We start from the raw sequence: 16,018 nt of genomic DNA on the forward strand, positions 1-16,018 counted from the left end.
TCACGCCTTTGTCGGGGTCAGGTCCTAAGGTGTTGCGTATGCGGCGGATCATGGGAACCGAGGTCGAGTACGGCATCTCTGTGCCGGGCGACGCGACCGCGAACCCGGTGCTCACTTCGACACAGGTGGTGCTCGCCTACGCGGCGGCGGCGGACATACCGCGCGCCCGGCGGGCGCGGTGGGACTACGAGGTGGAGTCGCCGCTGCGCGACGCCCGCGGGTTCGACCTGGGCTCGCCCGGAGGGCACCCCGCCGACTCCGACGTCGAGGACCTGGGCGCGGCGAACGTCATCCTCACCAACGGCGCGCGGCTCTACGTCGACCACGCGCACCCCGAGTACTCCGCTCCCGAGGTCACCAACGCGCGTGACGCGGTGATCTGGGACAAGGCGGGGGAGCGGGTGATGGAGGAGGCCGCGCTGCGCGCCGCCACCGTGCCCGGCCAGCCCCGCCTGCAGCTCTACAAGAACAACGTCGACGGCAAGGGCGCGTCGTACGGCACGCACGAGAACTACCTGATGCAGCGCTCGACGCCGTTCACGGCCGTCATCGCGGGCCTCACGCCGTTCTTCGTGTCGCGCCAGGTCGTGACCGGGTCCGGGCGCGTCGGCATCGGTGCCGCCGGTGAGGAAGCCGGCTTCCAGCTCTCGCAGCGCGCCGACTACATCGAGGTCGAGGTCGGCCTGGAGACCACGCTCAAGCGCGGCATCATCAACACCCGCGACGAACCGCACGCCGACGCGGACAAGTACCGGCGCCTGCACGTCATCATCGGCGACGCGAACCTGGCCGAGTACTCGACGTACCTCAAGGTCGGCACCACCTCGCTGGTGCTCGACATGATCGAGGCCGGGCAGCGGTTCGACGACCTGCGGATGGTCGACCCGGTGCGCGCGGTGCACCAGATCAGCCACGACCCGACGCTCAAGACGAAGGTCGAGCTGACCGGCGGCCGCAAGTTCACCGGCCTGGACATCCAGTTCGCCTACCACGAGCGCGCCACCGCCTTCGTCGAGAAGGAGGGCGTCGGCGACCGCGACGTGCTGCGGGTGTGGGGCGAGGTGCTCGACGCGCTGGCCCGCGACCCCGCGGAGTGCGCCGACCGGCTCGACTGGGTGGCCAAGCTGCGGCTGCTGGAGGGCTACCGGCAGCGCGACGGCCTCGCGTGGGGCTCGGCCCGGCTCAACCTGGTCGACCTGCAGTACTCGGACGTGCGCCTGGACAAGGGCCTCTACAACCGCCTGGTCGCGCGCGGCTCGATGAAGCGCCTGGTGAGCGAGGAGGAGGTGCGCGCGGCCATCACGACTCCGCCGGAGGACACGCGTGCGTACTTCCGCGGCCGGTGCCTGGAGCGCTACCCGACCTCGGTCGCGGCCGCGTCGTGGGACTCGGTGATCTTCGACCTCGGTCGCGAGTCACTCGTGCGGATTCCGACGCTGGAGCCGCTGCGCGGGACGAAAGCGCACGTCGGAGCCCTCTTGGAGGCTTCGGACACCGCCGAGCAGCTGGTCGATGCACTGACTCGCGGGTGATCGTCTACCCGAGTGGCTCAGGATTTTTGTCGGTGCCGCTGGGTAGTGTTCTTGTCAGGCGAGTCAGTGGGAGGCCGAGATGTCCCAGGAACAGAAGCAGCACCAGGGCGGTGGCGACGGAGACGACGGCGCCGAGGGTGCCGCCGGAGCCGGCCAGGAGCGTCGCGAGAAGCTCGGCGAGGACGTGGACGCGATCCTCGACGAGATCGACGACGTGCTGGAGGAGAACGCGGAGGACTTCGTCCGCGCATACGTGCAGAAGGGTGGTCAGTAGGCCGTCCTGGCCTGTTGACCACTTCGGGGACGGGAGAACAACCAACACATGGACCACAGCTCGACCGGGCGTTACCCGGCCGCGGCGTTGCCTTCGGCGTACCTGACGCCGGGCTCGTCGTCGTTCACGGACTTCTTGCGGGCACAGGCACCGGACATGTTGCCGTCGGCCCGGAAGCTCCCGGAGGGGACCGTCCAGGCCCCGCACGGGACGACGATCGTCGCTGTCACCTACAAGGGTGGCGTCGTGATCGCCGGTGACCGGCGCGCGACGATGGGCAACGTCATCGCCCAGCGCGACATGAAGAAGGTCTTCGTGACCGACGACCACTCGGCCGTCGGCATCGCGGGCACGGCGGGCATCGCGATCGAGATCGTGCGGCTGTACGCGGTCGAACTGCGGCACTACGAGAAGATCGAGGGCGTTCCGCTGTCGCTCGACGGCAAGGCGAACCGCCTCTCAGCGATGATCAGGGGCAACCTCGACGCGGCCATGGCCGGCCTCGCCGTGGTGCCCCTGTTCGCCGGGTACGACACGTCGGCCGCCGACGCGGACCGCGCGGGCCGCATCGTGTCCTACGACGTCACCGGCGGCCGCTACGAGGAGTCGCAGGGCTACCAGGCCGTCGGTTCCGGCTCGCTGTTCGCGAAGTCGGCGCTGAAGAAGCTCTACGACCCGGACGCGGACGTCGACGGCGCGATCCGCTCGGTCATCGAGGCGCTGTACGACGCGGCGGACGACGACTCGGCCACCGGCGGCCCCGACCCGGTCCGCCGCCTCTACCCGATCGTGGTCACGATCAACGGCGCCGACGGCGCCGTCGAGGTACCGGAGTCCCAGATCCAGACGATCGCCGACGCGGTCGTCGAAGGCCGCCGGTCCCGCCCAGCAGGCTGAGTCCCCATCAGGTTCGACGTCAGGAGCACCACCCATGACGATGCCGTTGTACGCATCGGCAGAGCAGGTGATGCGCGACCGCTCCGAGTACGCCCGCAAGGGCATCGCCAGGGGTCGCAGCGTCATCGTGCTGAAGTACGCGGACGGCATTCTGTTCGTCGCGGAGAACCCCTCCAGCACGCTGCACAAGGTCTCGGAGATCTACGACCGCATCGGTTTCGCGGCCGTCGGCCGGTACAGCGAGTTCGAGAACCTCCGCCAGGCGGGCATCCGGTTCGCGGACGTGCGTGGCTACCAGAACGACCCGCGCGACGTGACCTCCCGGTCGCTCGCGAACGTGTACGCCACCACGCTGGGCACCTACTTCACCGAGCAGATCAAGCCGTTCGAGGTGGAGATCTGCGTGGCCGAGGTCGGCGACTCGGCCGCCTCCGACACGCTGTACCGGCTGACGTACGACGGGTCCATCGTGGACGAACCGCAGTACATCGTGATGGGTGGCACCGTCGACGCCGCCAACACGGCGCTGAAGGAGTCGTTCGCGGACGGCCTCACGCTGGCCGAGGCGGTTCCGGTGGCGGTGAAGGCGTTGTCCGCCGGGTCGTCGTCGACCGGGAACGGTGCCGCGGAGATCCTTCCCGCCGCGAAGCTGGAGGTCGCCGTGCTGGAGCGGGCTCGGCCTCGGCGGGCGTTCCGGCGGATCGCCGGGGCGGCGCTGGACCAGCTGCTGCCGGCGGCCACCAAGGACGGCAAGGACGTGACGGAGGTGGAGCTGCCTTCGGAGGACGAGCCGAAGTAGCTCCGGCTGGGAATGACGAGGGAGGTCCCCGGCGCCTGGGAATCAGGCGCCGGGGGCCTTTTGCGGTTCCGTGGTCTGGCGCGCTATTGGGTGAGGTTTGTGAGCAGGGCTGCCAGTTCTTCCGGCTTGGCCAGTGGGGCGTAGTGGCCCGCTGCCAGTTCTGTCGGGTCGGTTCCCAGGCGGTCTGCGACCACCTTGCGCATGAAATCCGGTGTGAAGAGCCGGTCTTCGGTGCACAGGATGAAGTGCGTGGGGATGTCCGGCCACGCGGGCAGGGGCCAGGGCTTCGTCATGGCGGTTTGGGTCATGCCGCGTCCCCGGCGTTGGGCCTCCTCGGCGAGGTGGGCGGGGACGTCGTGCCAGAACTTGTCCTCCAGGCCGCTGTCCGTGTAGCCGGTGTTGGTCCACCAGTCGCCGGGTGCCTCGCCTGGCTTCGGCACCATCGCCGTCACGAGGACCATCGCCGAGGCGTTGAGGCGGGCGGCCACCAGGGGTGCGACGAGGCCGCCGAAGGAGTGGCCCACGACCACCACGTCCGGAGTGGACCGCGGGTGGGCGGCCACCGCGTCGACCACGGTGGTCGCCCAGTCCGTCAGGTCCTTCGACTCGTCCTCGATCGGGAGGTCGGGGGCGACGACGGTGTGGCCGTTGGCGGACAGGGTTTCCGCCACCAGGTGCCACGACCAGCCGACGTCGCCTGCCCCGTGGACGATCGCGAAGGTTGTCATGGGTGCAGGTTAGGCGCGGCGTTCGACGGGGAGGCGGGAACGGGTGAACAGGGCGGCTCCCAGCATTGCGGCCAAGGGAACCACGAACAGCGCGATGGCGATGTTCGGCCAGGGGACGGTCAGCGGGTTCGGGGGTGGGGAGGGCCAGGTCCGGGCGTAGCCCACGTTGAGCGCGGCCAGGACGGCCAGGGAGCAGGCGACGCCCGCCGTGGTGCCCAGGAGGCTGCCCAGGCCCGCGATCACCCCCGTCTGGCTCAGGGTCAGGAGTTTGCGCAGGGACGGGGCGGCGCCCACCGCGGCCAGGGTGGTGAGGTCGCGGCGGCCCTCCGCTGCTGCCAGGCCGGTGGCCAGTGCGGCCGCCGCCAGGGTGATGAAGGCGGAGATCAGGGCCAGGACGGTCAGGGCGCCCTGGGTCTCGGTGGTGGACGGGCGGGTGACGGTCACCGTGTACTTCGGGCCCACCGCGGCTTGCAGGGCTTCCTGTTCGGCTTCGGTGGGGGTGCGGGTGGTGGTGGCGAACTGGGCCAGCGGGACCACCTCGAAGCCCAGGGAGCGCGCGGTGTCCTCGCTCAGCACGGAAAGCGGTGCGGGTGGGCTGTGCGGGGCCGCCATGCCGGGGACCTCGCCGGGGTCACCGCTGGTGGGTGAGCCTGCGGCGAGGCGGACCTTGCCGTTCCTGACCAGGGTGGCGGAGTGGACGACGACCTTGCCCTCGCGCAGGGCCGCGATGACGGCGGGCTCGTCCTCCTTCGGCAGGTGCAGGACGGCGGTGGCAGCTTCGGGGGCGATCACCGCCACGAAGCCCACCGAGGAGCCGTAGGTGCCGAAGAAGCTCGTGGCCGAGGCGGCGCCCTGGCAGCGGGGGTCGGCTTTGGCCTGCTGCTGTTCGGTGTCCGTCACGTCGCGACCGAGGTTGAACGGCAGGTACGGGCACTCCTGGTCGGCCGGTGGGCGGATGTGCGCGAGGCTCGGCAGACCCCTCCAGGCAAGGGCTTTCACCGGATGCGTCTCCGCGACCGGGAGGGTGGCGCGCATGGCGTCGGCGAAGGTCGTGGGGAAGTCGGCGGACCTGGACTGGTCGGGCAGTCCCGCTCGGGTGATCGAGACGTCGCCCTCGCGGCCCGCGGCCTTGCCGGCTTCCAGGCTGGCCTGGGAGCTCAGGATCACGCTCACCGCCACCGTGCCGATGACCGCCGCCATCACCGCCGAGATGGCCGGGGCCGCGGCCGTGCGGTTGCGGGAGGCGTCGCGCAGGGCCATGCGCAGCGGAACGGGGAGCCGGTGGCCCGCCTTGGCCAGCGCGCCGAGCAGGGACGGCGTGCAGAGCACCAGGCCCAGCTCGGTCAGGATCAGGGCGACGAGGATGCCGGGCATCACCATCGTGATCGCGGCGGTGACACCGACGGCCACGCCTGCCGTCACCAGGGTCAGGCCCAGTGCCAGCCAGCGGCGGCGGGAACGGGTCACGCCGCGGCGGCCGGCCAGTGCGGTCACCACGTCCTGGCGGGACGAGACCCAGGCCGGGACCAGCGCGGCCAGCAGGCCGGTCACGACGGCGAGCGCCGCCAGGGTGAGCAGGGCGGTGGGGTAGAAGCGTTGCGCGCCGAAGCGTTCCTCCAGGGCCCACTCCACGACCGGGCGGCCCAGTGCGGCGGTGGTGGCGCCGAGGAGAACGCCGCCCGCGGCGGCCAGGACGCCCACCACGACGCCGTCGGCCAGCACGATGCGGCGGATGTGGGACGGGGCGCCGCCGATCGCGCCGACCAGGGCCAGGTCCCGCTTGCGCCTGCGGGTGCCGACGGCCAGCGCCGCACCGGCCAGCAGGGACGTCTGCAGCACGGCCAGACCGGCGATCAGGACGAGGACGGCGTCCTCGACCTCGTGCTTGCTGCTGCCGGCGTCGTAGAGCTGGTCGGCCGGGGGCGGTGAGCGCAGCACCGCGCGGGACAGCGCGGCGATGCCGAGCTTGTTGAGGTCCTTGACCTCCGCCCAGTCGAGCACGGTCGTGGTGAGCCAGGACCGGGTCGCGCCCGAGACCGCGCCGGGCACGCTGACCAGGGCGATGTCGGTGATGTCGTCGGGGTCCTCGAAGGTGCCGACGACGGTGAAGGTGCGGTTGTCCGCGGTGCTGACGGTGCCGTCGAGGTGGGCGCCGGTGCGTTCTGCCGCCCTGGCCGACAGCGCCACCTCCGACGTCGTGGCGGGGGCGCGGCCGCTGGTCAGCGCGTACAGGCCGGTGGTCCTGGGGTTGGTCAGGTCGAGCAGGTGGACGGTGGCGTCGGCGACACCGGCGGTGGTGCGCAGGCCGGTGGTGGCCTCCTCGACCGGCAGCAGGGCGGCGTCGGCGAGCAGGGTGCCGAGCCGGGCGTCGGAGCGTTCCTGCCGGACGTCCTCGCCGGGCGTGGGCACGGCCAGGACCTCGTCCGGCTCCTGCGTCACCGGGCGGGAGTACGGCCAGGACACGAGCGCCTGGGCCGAACCCATGCTGCGGGTCGCCGTCTCGTCCGGGGTGAGCTCGTAGGAGTCGTAGGTGACCGCGGCGAACGACAGCGCGGCCACCGGGACCGCGATCAGGGTGGCCACGAGTGCGGTGCGGCCCTTGGACCTGCGGGCTTCGCGGTGGGCGATGCGCAGTGCTGCGCGCCAGCTCGTCACGGGGTCCTCAGCAGTTCTTCCGGCCGGTCGCGCTGCGAGACGTCGACCACGACCCCGTCCTTGAGGAACACGACCCGGTCGGCCCAGGCGGCGTGACGGGCGTCGTGCGTCACCAGGACCATGGCGGCACCGGCGTCCACCTTGGCGCGCAACAACCGCAGGACCGCCTCACCGGTCTGCGAGTCCAGCGCACCCGTCGGCTCGTCGGCGAGGACCAGGCGGCGGTCGCCGATCAACGCCCTGGCGATCGCGACCCGTTGCTGCTGCCCGCCGGACATCTCGTCGGGGAACCGGTCCGCGTACCCGTCGAGGTCCACCTCGGACAACGCCTCCTCCGCCTGCCGCCTGGTCCTGCGGCCACCGTCGAGGTCCAGCGGCAGCGCCACGTTCTCGGCGGCGGTGAGGCTGGCGATCAGGTTGAGGTCCTGGAACACGTACCCGATCCGCTTGCGCCGCCACGCGGCCAGCTGCTTGCGCGTGCACGACCGCAGCGACGTGCCGTCGACCAGCACCTCCCCGCTGGTGGGGCTGTCGAGACCGCCGGCGAGGTTGAGCAGCGTGGACTTGCCGGAACCGGACGGCCCCATCACGGCCACCAGCTCACCGGGCGCGACGCTGAGCGACACGCCCCTGAGCGCGTTCACGGTCGTCTCACCGCTGCCGTGCACGCGGTGGACGTCGCGCAGTTCGAGGACACTCATCGCGGCACCTCGACGTCCGTCGGAGCGGGAACGGCCGGCGGGGAGTAGCGCACCAGGCTCGCCTCGCAGTGGTCGAGCCAGCGCAGCTCCGCCTCCGCCTGGAAGATCATCGCGTCGAGCACCAGCAGCCACGGCAGCTCACCCGGCTCGGTCTTGAGCCGCGTGTACTCCTGCAGCGTGCGCATGGTCGCGGTGCGCTGGGTCATGACCACCCCGGCCACGTCGACACCGGGCGTCGTGATCGCGAGCGCGAGCTTGATCGCCATCTCGTCCCGCGGCCGGTCACCCTGCCGCACCGGCGTGCTGAACCACTTCCGCACCTCGTCGCGACCCTGCGCGGTGATCTCGTAGGGCCGCTGCCCGTCGTTCTCCGGCAGCGCCGCGACCAGGTCGTCGCGTTCGAGGCGGGACAGGGTCGTGTAGACCTGCCCGATGTTGAGGGGCCACGTGCCACCGGTGGCGGAGTCGAACGCCGCCCGGAGCTGGTAGCCGTACATGGGTCCGCGTTCGAGGAGCGCGAGCAGACCGTGTTTGACCGACATACCTACCGAGTATGCATACCGAGTATGTTCCTGGCAAACGGTGACCCCGAAACTCACGTGCGGGCGGGCCGCGCATCAGGAACCCTGGAGGGGTGAGGTTGCTGGGGGCACCAATCAGGCCCGCGCCCGAACCGGGCCTGCGGGTGCGGGACTACGAACCGGCCGACGAGGTGTCGTGGCTGCGCTGCCGGGTCCTGGGGCTGCTGGACACGAGCTGCTACGACGACGTGTGGCCGGTGAAGCGCCGCGCCGACCTGGAGCTGGTCGTGTGCGACGACAACGTCGTCATCGGGCTGTTCGACGTCTCCGTGCCGGGGGTGACGGCGACGATCGAGACGGTCGTGACGCACCCGGACCACCGCGGGCGGGGCATCTGCTCCGCACTGCTGGACGAGGCCCTGGCGCGGCTGAGGCGGTGCGGCGTGCGCGAGGTCGACGCCTGGGCACGTGACGACGCGGCCGTGGAGTGGTATCTGCGCAACGGTTTCGTGGAGGCGGAGCGCTACCTGCACGTGTACGCGTCGGTGGACGAGGTCGGCACCGTGGTGAGCGTGCGGCACGGACTGGTGGCGGCCGGTGCGTTCCTGCACGCCAGGATCGAGCGGGAAGCCGAGCTGCGGCAACGCTTCGAGCGCGTGTACGTGTCTCGCAGGATGGTGCGCGCGCTCCCGTGACGTTTCAGGCCGTGATGCCGGTGAGCCGCGGGATCGTCGCGGTGCGCCCGGCAAGCAGCATCACGAGCGCCTCGACCGGGCCGCTGATCTCGGTGCCCTCGCCCACTGCCCAGTCGGCGTCGGTGGCGATCAGCCTGTGCCCGGCGAACCTCCGCCTTGCGTGGAAGGGGAAACCCATCCGCCACAGGTGTTCCGCGGCGACGACGGCGGCGTCGACCGGCATGGGGTGATCGATGCCGAGCGGCAGCGCGATGTCCTGCGTGTGCACCATGAGGTCCATCAACGCGTCCTTGAGCTTCTGCCCCGGCGCGAGCTTGTGGGTACCGGCGATGCCACGCAGGTCCGCGACGATCTCGGCGTGCGGTCTGCCGGCGGAACGCCTCGCTGTCTGGTCGATCATGCGGTTGAAGCTCCCGCGCGCCCTGGCGAGGTCCCGGATCGCCGCGCCGATGGTGGTGTGCGGCGCGAGCGTCAGGTGGGCGGCGACCTCGCGCACCGTCCAGCCCGCGCACAGCGACGGGTGCGCCCACTGCGCGTCCGTCAGTCCGGCGAGCAGATCTGCCGTGCGCGTGCGTTCGAGGTCGATCGTCTGCCAGATCTGGGTGTCGTCCATCCTGGACTCCTCTTGATTTAGTTCGAGAGGCTGACTACTTTAATCAGGGAGACTGACTAAAACAAGGGGGTCTTGGGTGAACATAGGGCTGCTGCTGTACATCCCGTACCGGGAGCTGGAGAACCGGATCATGGCGGCGGTCACCGCGGCCGGCTACGACGTCACCCTGGCCCAAGCCCGTGTGCTGCAACGCATCGGCCCTTCCGGCACGCGACTGACCGAGCTGGCGGAAGCGGCGCAGGTGACCAAGCAGACGGCCGGGTTCCTGGTCGACCAACTGGAGAAGGCCGGGTACGTGGAGCGCGTGCCCGATCCGACCGACGGGCGGGCCCGGTTGGTGCGGGTCACCGAGAAGGCGCAGGGGGCGATGCCCGTGGCGGACGAGGAGATGGCCAGGATCGAGGCGGAGTGGGAACGGCACATCGGGAAGCGGCGGATGGGGCAGTTGCGGGAGGCTTTGGAGCAGTTGGGCGAGATCACCGATCCGTACCGCTGAGCCGGGTGGTGCCGACGGGCACGGCTTGCCGGTCAATCGGTTGGTTGTGCCGGATGGTGCCGTGGGCGAGCTTGCCGGTGGGCAGGGTGGTGCCGGGTGACTCCGGGGGACCGGGTCGCTCCGGCTCACCGGCACGCCGGTGAGCCGAGTGGTGCCGATGGGCGGTCATGTCGGTCGGCCGGGTGGCGCGGGTTGGCGATGACGCCGGTGAGTGGGGCTGTCGGGGAGAGCGGCGCCGGGCTGGATAGGGCTGTCGCTGGAGAGCGGGTCCTGGCAGATTGCCTCACGAGCTCGCGTCCGGCTCTCGGGTACGCCGGGCCGTGGTCTCGCGCGCACGTTCTGCTGGCCCTCGGGCGCACCGACCGTGGTCTCGCGCTACGGGTCCCGCTGGCCGTCGGATGCGCCGGGTTCTGGTTTCCCGCCACCGGTTGCGCCGACCTTCGAAGCCATCAGACCTTGGTCTCGCGCCGCAAGCCCCACTCACCCGCGAACGCGCCAAGCCCGCCCGCGGTCCGCAGGTTCCGGACCTCTGACCTGCCCGAACATCCGTCACCACCCGGCGCAGCGCCCAGCCCGCCCACCGCGTCCGTCACTCGAACAGGTGAACCCTGTCCGTACTCACGCCCGCCCTCGTCTATCTGATGTCCCGAAAACATGGTCATCTTCACCGCGCAGAGAAAGGAACGCGGGGGCCGCCACCAACCCGGCACGACGGATCCGCCCAGGGTGGCCGTACCGCACCGACCACCCGGCGAACCGCATTAGGAGGCGAGCAACGAGGACACGCGAGCGCGGACCTCGGGGGAGTCCAGCCCCCGCACCATGACGGTGGTGCGGCGGCGCAGGACGTCGTCGACCTCGGTGGCCCACTCGGTGCGGCGGGCGTGCTCGACCTGGGCCCAGATGTCCGGGCCGTCGGGGTGCACGCGCTCCAGCAGTGCCGGGTTCTCCAGGCCCAGGGCGACGACCTCGTGGGACGTGGTGCCGTAGTGGGTGGCGAGGTGGCGCACCACGTCGTCGGGCAGGGCGTCCCAGGCGGTGTGCAGGACGTGGCCGACGGTGTCGGGCAGGGCGGAGCCGGGGAGGGCGACGCCGTCCAGCGGGCCGTCGAAGGTGCGGCCCAGCTCGGAGTTCACGCGGGCCAGGACGGTGGCGCCGATCTTGCGGAACGTCGTCCACTTGCCGCCGGCCACGCTGATCATGCCGCCGGTGCCCGCGGTGATCACGGTCTCGCGCTTGGCGTGGGAGGTGTCGCCGGGGCCGCCGGGCAGGACGCGCAGGCCCGCGAAGGTGTAGGCGATGCGGGAGCGGTCCAGGCCGGACACCGCGGTGCCGGCCTCGTCGAGGATCTGGTCGACGTCGGCGTCGGTGCACGCGACGGCGGCCGGGTCGCCCTCGTAGGCCTCGTCGGTGGTGCCGAGCAGGAGGTGGCCCTCCCACGGGATCGCGAACGACACGCGCACGTCGTCGACCGGGATGGTCAGCGCGGCCTTCCACTCGGAGGTCTTGCGCAGCACCAGGTGCGAGCCCTTGGAGAGGCGGATCGACGGGGGTGCCGCGGGGTCTTCCATGCGGCGCAGCGTGTCCAGCCACGGGCCGGTGGCGTTCACGACGACCGTGGCGTCGACGCCGAACTCGCCCAGGGAGTCGCGCAGTTCGACGCCGGTGACGCGGGCACCGGTTTTGCGCAGGCCCACGACCGAGATGTGGTTGAGCAGCACGGCGCCGGCCTCGGCGGCGGCGCGGGCGGCGGTGATCGCCACGCGGCTGTCGTTCATCTGGTGGTCGTAGTACATCGCGGCACCGCGCAGACCGTCGGCGCGCAGGTCAGGCACCCACTCCTCAGCCCTGCGCGCCGACAGGACCTTCCCCATGCCGTCGCCGAAGCCCGACAGCGCGGAGTACAACGTGACGCCCGCGCCCAGCACGAACCGGCTGTGCGGTCCGCCCTTGTAGACGGGGACGAGGAAAGGCAAGGGGCGCACCAGGTGTGGCGCCAGGTGGTCGCCGAGCGCGCGGCGTTCCACGTGGTTCTCGCGGACCATCGGCACGGCCGACGGGCCCATCGCGAGGTAGCGCAGGCCGCCGTGCACGAGCTTCGAGGAGGCTGAGGACGTCGCGCCCGCGAAGTCGCCGCTCTCCACCAGGGCCACGCGCAGGCCGGACCGGGCCGCGGCCCACGTCGTCGCGATGCCCAGGATGCCGCCGCCGATCACGACGACGTCGAACTTGCCGTGCTGCAGCTCTTCGCGGGCACGGGCCCGTTGTGCGGAAAAGTCAGTCATCGTCCTCGTCCATCCACCCGACGGTCCGCTCGACCGCCTTCTTCCACTTCCGGTAGCCGCGATCGCGTGCAGCCGGTTCCATCGACGGCTCCCATTCGGCCGCCTTGTGCCAGTTCTCGCGCAACGCGTCGACGGACGGCCAGTAGCCAACGGCCAGACCGGCCGCGTACGCCGCGCCGAGGCACGTCGTCTCCGCGACGATCGGGCGCACCACCGGTACGTCCAGCACGTCCGCCAGGAACTGCATGAGCAGGTTGTTCGCCGTCATGCCGCCGTCGACCCGCAACGTCGTGAGGTCCACACCGGAGTCGGCGTTCATCGCGTCCACGACCTCACGGGTCTGCCACGCCGATGCTTCGAGCACGGCGCGTGCGAGGTGCCCGCGCGAGATGTAGCCCGTCAGGCCTGCGATGACACCGCGCGCGTCGGAACGCCAATGCGGTGCGAACAGACCGGAGAACGCGGGCACGAAGTACGCGCCGCCGTTGTCCTCCACGGTGCGTGCCAGCGTCTCGATCTCCGCCGCCGACGAGATCAGCCCGACCTTGTCGCGGAACCACTGCACCAGCGCGCCGGTCACCCCGATCGCGCCCTCCAGGGCGTACGCGGCGGGTTCGGAGCCGATCCGGTAACCCACGGTGGTCAGCAGGCCGTGCTGCGAGCGGACCGGTTCCGAGCCGGTGTTGACCAGCAGGAACGCGCCGGTGCCGTACGTGCACTTGCCCTCGCCGGGCGCGAAGCAGGTCTGGCCGAACAACGCCGCCTGCTGGTCACCGAGCGCCGACGCGACCGGCACGCCCTCGTGGGTGCCGTAGACCTCCGAGGAGGACCGGATCTCCGGCAGCATCGACAGCGGAACGCCCATCGCGGACACCAGCTCGGGGTCCCAGTCCAGGGTCTCCAGATTCATCAGCATGGTGCGCGACGCGTTCGTCACGTCGGTGACGTGGCGGCCGGTCAGGTTCCAGATCAACCAGGTGTCCATGGTGCCGAACAGGACCTCGCCGCGGTCGGCGCGTTCACGCAGGCCGGCGACGTTGTCGAGCAGCCAGCGCAGCTTCGGGCCGGAGAAGTAGGTGGCGAGCGGCAGGCCGGACCGTTCGCGGAACCGGTCCTGGTCGCCCAAAGACCTGATCAACGCGTCGGTGCGCGTGTCCTGCCACACGATCGCGTTGTGCACGGGCTCGCCGGTCTCGCGGTCCCACACCACGGTCGTCTCGCGCTGGTTCGTGATGCCGAACGCGGCGATGTCGGCGTGGGTCAGCGAGGCGTTCGCCAGCGCGTCGCGCACCACGGACTGCACGTTCGCCCAGATCTCGGTCGCGTCGTGCTCCACCCAGCCGGGCCTCGGGAAGATCTGCCGGTGTTCGCGCTGGGCGACCGACACGATCCCGCCGGACTGGTCGAACACGATGCACCGGGACGACGTCGTGCCCTGGTCGATCGCCGCGATGTAGGCCACCGTGCACACTCCTCTGTGTGAACCATTCGACAATGTCGAACGCTGTCCACATTACTACCAGGAGAGGCCACCCAGCTCCCTGGACACGCTGCGAGCTGCCTCACGTACGTAGGACACGAGCTCCAGGCGCGGCGGCTGGTCAGGGGCCTCGCACAACCGCTCGACCGGCCCGGACACGCCGACCGCGCCCACGACGACACCGCGCCGGTCGCGGATCGGCGCCGCGATCGACGCCTCGCCCTCGACGAGCTCGTGCAGGTCGTAGCCCCAGTCGCGGTCGCGGATCACGTCGAGCGCGGCTTCCAGCTCGGCCTCGGCGAGGGTGTGCCGGGTGAACCGCCGCAGCTCGCCTTCGGGCCACTCGCCGAACGCCACCAGCACCTTGCCCAGGGCGGTCGCGTGCCACGGCAGCAGCGCGCCGGTGTCGAGCGCCTGCCGGCTGTTGTCCGGCCGGAACACGTGGTGCACCACTAAGACGTGCCTGCCGTGCATGACGCCGATGCGCACCGCCTCGCGTGCCCGCATCGCGAGCGTGTCCGACCAGTTCAACGCCTTGGCGCGCAGCTCGTTGCCGTCGAGGTAGGACGTGCCGATCTGGAACAGCGCGGCCCCCAGGCGGTACTTGCCGCCCTCGACCTCCTGCTCGACGAAGCCGACCTCGTGCAACGTCCGCAGGATCCCGTGCACCGTCGGTTTCGCCAGGTCCAGGGCGCGGGAGATCTCGGCGACGCTCAGCTGGTGCGCGCCGCCGTGGGCGAGCAGCTTGAGGACCTCCGCCGCGCGCTGGATGGACTGAATGGGACCGGGCACGCACCCCACTCTAGCTGCGCGCGTTCGACAATGTCGAACACTGAATGCCACGCGGGGAGCTTTCGTACGACAAGAGCGGACGAAGGGTCCCCGCGTGACCGGTCAGGGGCGGTAGATGCCGAGAGCGGCGGGCCGGGCGCGGAACCGGAACCGCGTCGCCTGGCCGCGCACCTCGCCGTCCGTCGCGATGGAGATGGGCGAGCCGTGCACCGTGACGTCCAGGGACGCGACCTCCAGGTGCCGGTAGGTGCGTGAGTGCTCCAACGCCCCCAACAGGGCGCCCACGAAGAACCTCAGCCGCGAGTAACGCCGGTCCGCGCGCACGTACCGGACGTCGAGCAGCCCGTCGTCCAGCCGCGGCCGCATCGTCGGCGCGAAGCCCTTCGGCCGGTACGGGCCGTTGCCCACGAACAGCATCCACACCAGGTGCCGGTCGCCGTCGATGGTCATCTCCAGCGGCCTGGCACGTTGCAGCACGCGGGCCAGCGCGATCGCCGCCGCCGGCCACTTGCCCCAGCGCCTCTGCAGCTTCTCCCGGATCCGCACCATGTCCGGGTAGCCGCCCAGCGACGCCGTGTTGACGAACCACTGGTCGTTGACCTGCGCGAGGTCCACCCGCACGCCGACGCCGTCCGCGACCGCCTGCGCCGTGTCGTGCAGGCCGGTGATGCCGACGTCGCGGGCGAAGTGGTTCAGCGTGCCGGACGGGATGAGCACCATCGGCAGGTCGTGCTCCGCGGCCAGCGAGGCCACCGCGGCCACCGTGCCGTCACCGCCGGCCACGCCCAGCGCCTTCGCGTCCGGCAGCGCGTCGAGCTCGTCGACGCCCACGACCCGCGCCTTCGGCCACTCCTCGACGATCTGCGGCGTCGGGTCGGGGCCGATGCCCGAGTGCGGGTTGACCACCACGACCAGGCCTTCGCCCTCTTGCAACGGCGTCAGGTCGGCGTGCTCGTAGGCCGAGGCGGGCTCGTGCCTGCCCACGGGCCACCATCGGCGCGTGAGGTATGCGGCACCCACGCCGACCGCCGCGCCCGCCGCGACATCCGTCGGCCAATGAACGCCCGTGTGGACGCGTGAGTACGCCACGGCGGCCGCGATCGGCGCCACGACCACGCCCGCCGAGGGCGACTCCAGCGCCACCGCGGTGGCGAAGGCGGCGGCCGACGCGGAGTGCCCGGACGGGAACGACGACGACGTCGGGCGGCGCGCCAGGCGGCGGTCGAGCGCGAGCAGGTCCGCGGCGGGTCTGCGCCGCGGGAACAGCGACTTGCCGACGAGGTTAGCGCTGGCAGAGGCCATGCCGATGGCCGCGAGGCCCCTCAGCGCCCCCCGCCGGAACGGCGCTTTGCCCGTTGCCAGAATGGCCGCGATGACGAACCACAGCACGCTGTGGTTGGCGGCTTTCGAGAGCCGCTTGAAAGCCCTGTCGAACCTGCTCGGAGGCAGTCCGGCGGAGGAGCTCATGAGCGACTTGTCGAGCGCGCTGACCCGTTTCCACACGCCCCGACACTAAACCGCAACCGGCGTGCCGCCCGAACGGATCACCC

15 protein-coding genes are annotated in these 16,018 nt (G+C 71.2%); 6 read left to right on the top strand and 9 right to left on the bottom strand.

Translation table 11 applies throughout. From position 1 onward, the window contains the following. The first annotated feature begins 38 nt into the window (after nucleotides 1-38). The 4 genes from dop (at nucleotide 39) to prcA (ending at nucleotide 3,502) form a co-directional block, all read left to right on the top strand. A complete protein-coding gene (dop, locus tag ADL03_RS12260; protein WP_053733491.1) occupies nucleotides 39-1,532 on the top strand; it encodes a depupylase/deamidase Dop in 1,494 nt (497 codons plus the stop codon). Nucleotides 1,533-1,611: 79 nt separating this feature from the next. After that, the gene (locus ADL03_RS12265; protein WP_053733492.1) at nucleotides 1,612-1,806 is read left to right on the top strand and encodes a ubiquitin-like protein Pup; all 195 of its coding nucleotides are present in this window, start codon (nucleotides 1,612-1,614) and stop codon (nucleotides 1,804-1,806) included. 156 nt (nucleotides 1,807-1,962) lie between these two features. Beyond that, on the top strand, nucleotides 1,963-2,703 hold the full coding sequence (gene prcB / locus ADL03_RS12270) for a proteasome subunit beta (RefSeq protein ID WP_369808970.1): 741 nt from the start codon (nucleotides 1,963-1,965) through the stop codon (nucleotides 2,701-2,703). Nucleotides 2,704-2,737: 34 nt separating this feature from the next. Next, nucleotides 2,738-3,502, top strand: a complete 765-nt coding sequence (prcA, locus tag ADL03_RS12275) for a proteasome subunit alpha (protein WP_053733494.1) — start codon at nucleotides 2,738-2,740, stop codon at nucleotides 3,500-3,502. 83 nt (nucleotides 3,503-3,585) lie between these two features. Here the strand turns inward: prcA and ADL03_RS12280 are convergent, their stop codons facing one another. From ADL03_RS12280 to ADL03_RS12295, 4 genes are read right to left on the bottom strand one after another with little or no spacing between them, the layout of a single operon-like run. Beyond that, the gene (locus tag ADL03_RS12280) at nucleotides 3,586-4,230 is read right to left on the bottom strand and encodes an alpha/beta fold hydrolase (RefSeq protein WP_053733495.1); all 645 of its coding nucleotides are present in this window, start codon (nucleotides 4,228-4,230) and stop codon (nucleotides 3,586-3,588) included. 9 nt (nucleotides 4,231-4,239) lie between these two features. Further along, nucleotides 4,240-6,885 carry an FtsX-like permease family protein gene (locus tag ADL03_RS12285; RefSeq protein WP_053733496.1) on the bottom strand — a complete coding sequence of 882 codons (2,646 nt, stop codon included), beginning with the start codon at nucleotides 6,883-6,885 and terminating at the stop codon, nucleotides 4,240-4,242. Further along, nucleotides 6,882-7,586 carry an ABC transporter ATP-binding protein gene (locus tag ADL03_RS12290; RefSeq protein WP_053733497.1) on the bottom strand — a complete coding sequence of 235 codons (705 nt, stop codon included), beginning with the start codon at nucleotides 7,584-7,586 and terminating at the stop codon, nucleotides 6,882-6,884. The genes ADL03_RS12285 and ADL03_RS12290 overlap by 4 nt, the downstream gene beginning before the upstream one ends. Beyond that, nucleotides 7,583-8,128, bottom strand: a complete 546-nt coding sequence (locus ADL03_RS12295) for a PadR family transcriptional regulator (protein WP_053733498.1) — start codon at nucleotides 8,126-8,128, stop codon at nucleotides 7,583-7,585. Before ADL03_RS12295 ends, ADL03_RS12290 begins: the two co-directional genes overlap by 4 nt. Nucleotides 8,129-8,220: 92 nt before the next feature. Here ADL03_RS12295 and ADL03_RS12300 point away from each other — a divergent pair, with 92 nt between their 5' ends. Further along, entirely contained in the window at nucleotides 8,221-8,802 is a 582-nt protein-coding gene (locus ADL03_RS12300; protein WP_197288272.1) for a GNAT family N-acetyltransferase, read from the top strand. 4 nt (nucleotides 8,803-8,806) lie between these two features. Here ADL03_RS12300 and ADL03_RS12305 read toward each other — a convergent pair whose 3' ends face one another. Next, the gene (locus ADL03_RS12305; RefSeq protein WP_053733499.1) at nucleotides 8,807-9,415 is read right to left on the bottom strand and encodes a maleylpyruvate isomerase family mycothiol-dependent enzyme; all 609 of its coding nucleotides are present in this window, start codon (nucleotides 9,413-9,415) and stop codon (nucleotides 8,807-8,809) included. A 130-nt stretch (nucleotides 9,416-9,545) separates the two neighbouring features. Here ADL03_RS12305 and ADL03_RS12310 point away from each other — a divergent pair, with 130 nt between their 5' ends. Continuing rightward, nucleotides 9,546-9,911: a MarR family winged helix-turn-helix transcriptional regulator gene (locus ADL03_RS12310; RefSeq protein WP_197288333.1), complete on the top strand. Its 366-nt coding sequence runs from the start codon at nucleotides 9,546-9,548 to the stop codon at nucleotides 9,909-9,911. Nucleotides 9,912-10,672: 761 nt separating this feature from the next. Here the strand turns inward: ADL03_RS12310 and ADL03_RS12315 are convergent. From ADL03_RS12315 to ADL03_RS12330, 4 genes are all read right to left on the bottom strand, one after another. After that, on the bottom strand, nucleotides 10,673-12,196 hold the full coding sequence (locus tag ADL03_RS12315) for a glycerol-3-phosphate dehydrogenase/oxidase (protein WP_053733501.1): 1,524 nt from the start codon (nucleotides 12,194-12,196) through the stop codon (nucleotides 10,673-10,675). Continuing rightward, nucleotides 12,189-13,667, bottom strand: coding sequence for a glycerol kinase GlpK (gene glpK, locus ADL03_RS12320; RefSeq protein WP_197288273.1), 1,479 nt, complete (start codon nucleotides 13,665-13,667; stop codon nucleotides 12,189-12,191). Before glpK ends, ADL03_RS12315 begins: the two co-directional genes overlap by 8 nt. 45 nt (nucleotides 13,668-13,712) lie before the next feature. After that, complete coding sequence (locus ADL03_RS12325) at nucleotides 13,713-14,468, bottom strand: IclR family transcriptional regulator (RefSeq protein ID WP_053733503.1); 756 nt, start codon at nucleotides 14,466-14,468, stop codon at nucleotides 13,713-13,715. 102 nt (nucleotides 14,469-14,570) lie between these two features. Continuing rightward, the gene (locus tag ADL03_RS12330) at nucleotides 14,571-15,971 is read right to left on the bottom strand and encodes a bifunctional phosphatase PAP2/diacylglycerol kinase family protein (RefSeq protein WP_231641794.1); all 1,401 of its coding nucleotides are present in this window, start codon (nucleotides 15,969-15,971) and stop codon (nucleotides 14,571-14,573) included. Nucleotides 15,972-16,018 lie beyond the last annotated feature (47 nt).

The organism is Nocardia sp. NRRL S-836 (assembly GCF_001279525.1).
Lineage (GTDB): Bacteria > Actinomycetota > Actinomycetes > Mycobacteriales > Pseudonocardiaceae > Lentzea.

Coding starts and splice junctions, on each gene's coding strand:
- dop (WP_053733491.1), top strand. CDS start 39: ATGCGGCGGATCATGGGAACCGAGGTCGAGTACGGCATCTCTGTGCCG.
- ADL03_RS12265 (WP_053733492.1), top strand. CDS start 1,612: ATGTCCCAGGAACAGAAGCAGCACCAGGGCGGTGGCGACGGAGACGAC.
- prcB (WP_369808970.1), top strand. CDS start 1,963: ATGTTGCCGTCGGCCCGGAAGCTCCCGGAGGGGACCGTCCAGGCCCCG.
- prcA (WP_053733494.1), top strand. CDS start 2,738: ATGACGATGCCGTTGTACGCATCGGCAGAGCAGGTGATGCGCGACCGC.
- ADL03_RS12280 (WP_053733495.1), bottom strand. CDS start 4,230: ATGACAACCTTCGCGATCGTCCACGGGGCAGGCGACGTCGGCTGGTCG.
- ADL03_RS12290 (WP_053733497.1), bottom strand. CDS start 7,586: ATGAGTGTCCTCGAACTGCGCGACGTCCACCGCGTGCACGGCAGCGGT.
- ADL03_RS12295 (WP_053733498.1), bottom strand. CDS start 8,128: ATGTCGGTCAAACACGGTCTGCTCGCGCTCCTCGAACGCGGACCCATG.
- ADL03_RS12305 (WP_053733499.1), bottom strand. CDS start 9,415: ATGGACGACACCCAGATCTGGCAGACGATCGACCTCGAACGCACGCGC.
- ADL03_RS12310 (WP_197288333.1), top strand. CDS start 9,546: ATGGCGGCGGTCACCGCGGCCGGCTACGACGTCACCCTGGCCCAAGCC.
- ADL03_RS12315 (WP_053733501.1), bottom strand. CDS start 12,196: ATGACTGACTTTTCCGCACAACGGGCCCGTGCCCGCGAAGAGCTGCAG.